This window comes from Azorhizobium doebereinerae UFLA1-100, assembly GCF_000473085.1.
Taxonomy (GTDB): Bacteria; Pseudomonadota; Alphaproteobacteria; order Rhizobiales; family Xanthobacteraceae; genus Azorhizobium; species Azorhizobium doebereinerae.
This window is the reverse complement of record NZ_AXBA01000072.1, coordinates 1-5,366: the sequence shown is the minus strand read 5'-3', so window position 1 is coordinate 5,366 and position 5,366 is coordinate 1. Positions and strand designations below refer to the sequence as shown.

The window sequence follows — 5,366 nt, the reverse complement described above, 5'->3', positions numbered from 1 at the left end:
TCGTCCTACGGCCAGGCCAAGATCCACGACAAGGTGCGCATCGACATCGCCCAGGCGGACGGCCGCCAGCTGGGCCAGACGGTCAATCGCGACCTGATCCAGTGGTTCGTGGCCATGAACTTCGGCCCACAGCCGCTCTANCCCAAGGCCGAATGGCCGGTGACCGAGCCGGAGGACATCGCNGCTCTGGCGGATGCGGTGGCCCGGCTGGTGCCGGTGGGGCTGAANGTGAGCCAGCGGGAGATCCGCGACCGCATGGGCCTATCGGAGCCGGGGGAAGACGACGAACTGCTCCAGGCGCCCGCAGCCGCAGCGCCCGCCGAGGCTCCGCCGGAGCCCAAGGCCAAGCGCCTGGCCGCCCACGGGGCCGGCTGCGCCTGTGGCACCTGCGCGCCGCCGGTCTTGCTGCGGGCGCCCGGCGAAGTGCCGGACGGCATTGCCGAGACCGATGCCGCCTTCGAGGCAGCGCTCGACGACTGGCAGGACATCACCGATCCCTTGCTCGATCCGCTGCGCCAGGTGCTGGCCACGGCCACCTCGTTTGACGAGGCTCTGGCCCTGCTGGAGGCGCGCGGTCCAGATGGGGCGCGCCTCGCCGAGGCCCTGGCCCAGGCCACCGCCATCGCCCGCGGCATCGGCGACGCGGTGGACTGAGCCATGGCCGAGACCACNCGCGGCTTCGGCCCGCCGCCGGAGGTGACGCGCTATCTGGACGACAAGGGCCTCAAGCCCGGCTTCCACTGGCAGGATGTCTGGCAGGAGGAACATGCCCACGCCTTCACTGTCGCCAAAGCGGTGGAGACCGAGCTGCTCACCACCTTCAAGGCCTCCATCGCCAAGGCGCAGCGGGACGGGCTTGGCTTCGAGACCTGGCGCACGCAAGTGGTGGCGGATCTCCAGCGCATCGGCTGGGGCGGCCTGCGGATGGTGGCTGATCCCGCGGGCGACCAGCCGGACACGGCGGTGGACTTCACCGCGCCACGCCGGCTCAAGACCATCTTCTGGGGCAACATGGCCTCGGCCCGCGCCGCCGGCCAATGGGAGCGGGCACAGCGCACCAAGAGGGCGCTGCCTTATCTGCTCTATGTGCGCACCACGGCGGCCGACCCGCGCAAGGAGCACCTCTCCTGGGTCGGCACGATCCTGCCGGTGGATGATCCGTTCTGGTCGAGCCACTTCCCGCCCAACGGCTGGCTGTGCAAATGCACCGTGCGCCAGATCACCGCCCGCGAGCGCGACGACCTGCTGGCCCGTGTTCCCGCCAACGACAACGATATTCGCTATTCCGCCGAGCGGCCGGTGATCGAGACCCGCGCCTTCACCAACAAGCGCACCGGCGAGATCGTGCATGTGCCGGTGGGTATCGATCCCGGCTGGGGCGGCAATCCGGGCCTGGCCCGTGTGAAGGGCGTGCTGCGGGCCCTGGAGCAGTCCCTGGTGGATGCCGCGCCCACTGACGCCGCGCGCACCCTGGAGCAGCTGTGGGACAGCCCGTGGACGCGGGTGGTGAGCCGCCTGCCGGAGGCTGAGGCGCGCCAGGTGTGGCTGCCGGTCGGCGTCTCGCCGAAGCTCCAGGCCGAAATGGGAGCGAAGTCGCCTCTGGTCTCCGTCAACGGCGCGGACGTGGTGGCACGGGCCAATCACGATGGCCGGTATAAGGATGGCCGCAGCTATGAGGATCTGCGGCGGCTGCCGGTGGCCATCGCCGAGGGGACGGTGGTGGCGGACAAGAGCCCGAAGCGGCGGGCGATGCTCTTCAACCTCGGGAAGGCCTGGTGGCGCGCCAACGTCACCAGATCGGAGAACGGCTACCTGCGGGTCATCTCCATGCACCGGCGCGATATGCAGCCAAGCCTGAAGGCGGTGCGGACGTCGAAAGAGGAGTAGCACGGCGGGGAGGAGCCGAATCCCCTTTCAGGGCATCCCTCCAGCGGGCAATCGAGGCCAACGGACTTCGCCGCCGTGCAAAACGCAGATAGGGCAAAATGCGGCGCCCTTCAAGAAGCTGACGCACCGCGCCTTATCTGGCCGCGCCTCACCTCGAGCGAGATCACATCCAGCTCTCGCTGCACGTCCTCGCGGTGCCTTGAATCCGAGGCGGTTCAGTCTAGCAAAATCTCTGGCAATCAAATTTTGATGCGCCATCTAGTCGGAGCAGGAAATTGATTCAATAATGCATTTGTAATTCTAAGGCCGAGCTCTGAGAAAAATGCCTGTCTCACCCATCCCTTCCGAGATGATGCGTGCAGTGCTGAAGGAACTGGAGCAGGCTATCTATAATCACGAGCAATGGGCGGAGGCGCTCTACGGCACCTTGATTTGTCACTTGGAGCCTGACCAACGGGATCTGAGTGGTGACGCACATCGTCTGTGCCGGTTTGGGCAATGGTATTACAAAATTGGAATCGTTGATCTCGAGCGCCTTCCGGGCATCTCGGAGGTCGGCACGGCTCATGAGCGCATGCACCAATATGCCGGAACACTTCTACGCTCCTCCAGGGATGGGGTGCCAATTTCGATCGGGGACTACGAACGCTTCGTGACGGCGACTAAACGCCTCCGTCTAGAGGTCGCAACTCTCCAGCGTGAACTTGAAAATGGGCTCTACAATCTCGATCCGCTGACGGGAACGCCAAGTCGCACGGGAATGCTGACAAATCTCCGCGAACAACGTGAACTGGTTGTGCGCAATGTGCAGGCCTGCACCGTTGCGATGGTCGACCTGGATCATTTCAAGGTTGTCAATGATAAATATGGCCACGCGGTCGGAGATAAGGTTTTAGTCGACATATCTCACTACATTATGGCCCATCTCCGCCCTTACGATCGCGTATTCAGATATGGTGGAGAAGAGTTTTTGATTTGCCTGCCAAATGCGGATTTAGAAGTTGGCTTCAGTATCATTGATCGGTTACGTCAAGAAATTAGCTCGTTGCCATTTGAAGCGGCGAGAAATGAGAGGTTTCACGTTACAGCCTCGTTCGGACTGGCCCTTTTGGCCCCTGATTTGACCGTAGAGCAGTCGATCGACAATGCCGATAAGGCGCTTTACACGGCCAAGGCGATGGGGCGGAATCGCGCGACCGTCTGGGATGTCTCAATGGGCCAAGCCGCGACCAAGTCTGAGGGGCCGACTTGACGGCGCGCCCACGATGGGTTCGAGAAAATCTCTGGGCCCCTCGCGTAGGACAGACCATCTAGCGATGGTCCGCAGGGAAGGAGCGGCACTGGCGTTTTCGATTGCGAAAGCCTGGGAGCGCTTTTCGGCGGCTGGCGCCCCGCTTCCCCGGCACGGCATAAGCTGGCTCGTCACGGCTTTCAAACCACCTTTAACGCGCCTCCTACGCGCAGGATATTGGTGCCATCCTCACTGACGGGCTAACCTGCCCCTCGGACGGTGATTTGTCCCCCTCCCGGCGACACCTGTCGCCCGTGATCCGCCCCCGCCGGCCCGGCATGGTCGGGGCATGTCGAACACCGCCGTCCATACCCACATCCTGACCGTTCTCGCCGCCGGCTCCACGGACGCCGCGCCCGAACGCATCATGCTGTTTCCGCAGGGCGGTGCGATCCGCACCCGCGACGGCCGGGCGTTCGCCATCGATTTTGCCCGGCTCATGGCCCGGTTCCAGGCCGATGGCCTCAAAGTGCCCCTCGACATCAACCACGCCACCGAGATCCTGGCGCCCAAGGGCGAGCGGGCCGACCCGGTGGGGTTCGTCACCGCGCTGGAGCAGGACGGCGCGGCGCTTTATGGCCGCGTCGCGTGGATCGACCCCGCCGCCGCGCCCGCGCTGCTCAAGGCCTATCCCTATGTCTCGCCCGCCTTTCCCGCCCCGAAGGCGAGGCGCTGTGGCTCAAGAGCGTGGCGCTGGTGGCATCCCCGGCGCTCGCCGCGCAGCCGGCCTTGGCCCAGGCCGATCCGTCTCACACCCCGGAGATCCCCATGAAGACCGTGCTTGCCGCGCTTGGCCTAGCCGAGACCGCGAGCGAGGCCGAGTGCCTTGCCGCCGTCACCACCCTGAAGACCTCGGCCGACCCTGCGGTGCATGTGCCCAAGGCGGTGCATGAGGAGACGGTGGCCAAGCTTGCCGCCGTGTCCACCGAACTGGACACCCTGCGCGGCAGCCAGCGCAGCGCCAAGGTGGAAGCGGTGATCGAGGGCGCCTTGCAGGCCAAGAAGATCCTGCCGGCGCAGCGCGACCATTACGTCGCCCTGTGCGCCACCGATGCCGGCCTTGCCGCCGTGGAGCAATTGCTGGCCTCGGCGCCCGAGCTTCTGGGCGTCTCCGGCCTCGGCGGCAAGACCCCGCCGGAGGGCAATCCGGCGCTGCTCAGCGCCGATGACCGTGAGGTGATCCGCCAGCTGGGCCTCACCGAGGCCGAGTTCCGCGCCGCCAACGGCCTCCCGGCCGCCTGATCCCCCAACCGGCCGGAAAGGCCAGCAAAGGCTCCCACCCATGGTCGCGCTCACCGCCCCCCGCGTCGTGTCCGAGAAGGCCGGCGTCACCTCCACCGCCCCCGTCGCCGCCGACACGGTGATCCATGGCGGCGCCGTCACCGTCAGCGAGGGCGGCCTCGCCAAGCCGGGCAAGACCGGCCTCGGCCTGATCGTGCTCGGCATTGCCGATGCTACCGCCGACAATTCCGGCGGGGCGGACGGCGCCATCAGCATCACCACCCGGCGCGGCACCTTCCGCCTCTTCAACCTCCCCACGGATGCGGTCACGGCGGCCGAGATCGGCAAGCCCTGCTTCCTGGTGGACGACCAGACGGTGGCCAAGACCCACGGCGGCAACACCCGCTCGCAAGCCGGCGCCGTGATCGACCTGGACGCCCAGGGCGTCTGGGTCCGCCTCGGCTTCTGATCCCAACCCCTAGCTAGAAGCGAGAGCCCCATGCCCCGCGTCGTCACGCCCGAGCTGATCTCGGCCATCAACAAGGGCTTCAAGACCAATTTCCAGAAGGGTTTCGCGGGCGTTTCCGCGCTCTACACCACCCTTTGCACGGTGGTGCCGTCCACCTCCTCGGAAGAGACCTATGGCTGGCTGGGCGATATCCCCAAGATGCGGGAATGGATCGGCGACCGCCAGGTGCACGGCCTGCGCGCCCATGGCTACGCCATCAAGAACCGCAAGTTCGAGCTGACGGTCTCGGTGAGCCGCGACGACATCGAGGACGACCGGCTCGGCATCTATGCCCCGCGCTTCGAGCTGCTGGGCCAGGCCGCCGCCGAGCATCCCGATGATCTCGTCTTCGGCGAGCTGATCCCGGCGGCCTGGACNACGGCCTGCTATGACGGCCAGCCCTTCTTCGACACCGACCATCCGGTGGGGATGCCGGGCGCGCAGGCGACCGTCTCCAAC

At 66.1% G+C, this 5,366-nt stretch carries 7 protein-coding genes; all 7 read left to right on the top strand.

Going from position 1 to position 5,366, the window contains the following annotated elements; genetic code table 11:
• Window positions 1–654: phage portal protein family protein (locus YU1_RS0125260; RefSeq protein ID WP_029006427.1), on the top strand; the 654-nt coding region annotated here is incomplete at its 5' end.
• Between the two features lie 3 nt (window positions 655–657).
• Window positions 658–1,887, top strand: a complete 1,230-nt coding sequence (locus YU1_RS0125255; protein WP_029006426.1) for a phage head morphogenesis protein — start codon at window positions 658–660, stop codon at window positions 1,885–1,887.
• 361 nt (window positions 1,888–2,248) lie between these two features.
• On the top strand, window positions 2,249–3,139 hold the full coding sequence (locus tag YU1_RS33110) for a diguanylate cyclase (protein ID WP_198019067.1): 891 nt from the start codon (window positions 2,249–2,251) through the stop codon (window positions 3,137–3,139).
• Between the two features lie 328 nt (window positions 3,140–3,467).
• Entirely contained in the window at window positions 3,468–3,950 is a 483-nt protein-coding gene (locus YU1_RS35000) for a phage protease (RefSeq protein WP_029006424.1), read from the top strand.
• Complete coding sequence (locus YU1_RS34995) at window positions 3,947–4,420, top strand: phage protease (protein WP_029006423.1); 474 nt, start codon at window positions 3,947–3,949, stop codon at window positions 4,418–4,420. The genes YU1_RS35000 and YU1_RS34995 overlap by 4 nt, the downstream gene beginning before the upstream one ends.
• 40 nt (window positions 4,421–4,460) lie before the next feature.
• Window positions 4,461–4,868, top strand: coding sequence for a hypothetical protein (locus YU1_RS33760; RefSeq protein ID WP_029006422.1), 408 nt, complete (start codon window positions 4,461–4,463; stop codon window positions 4,866–4,868).
• Window positions 4,869–4,898: 30 nt separating this feature from the next.
• Window positions 4,899–5,366 (top strand): Mu-like prophage major head subunit gpT family protein (locus YU1_RS0125230; RefSeq protein ID WP_029006421.1); only part of this gene is annotated, 468 nt, incomplete at its 3' end.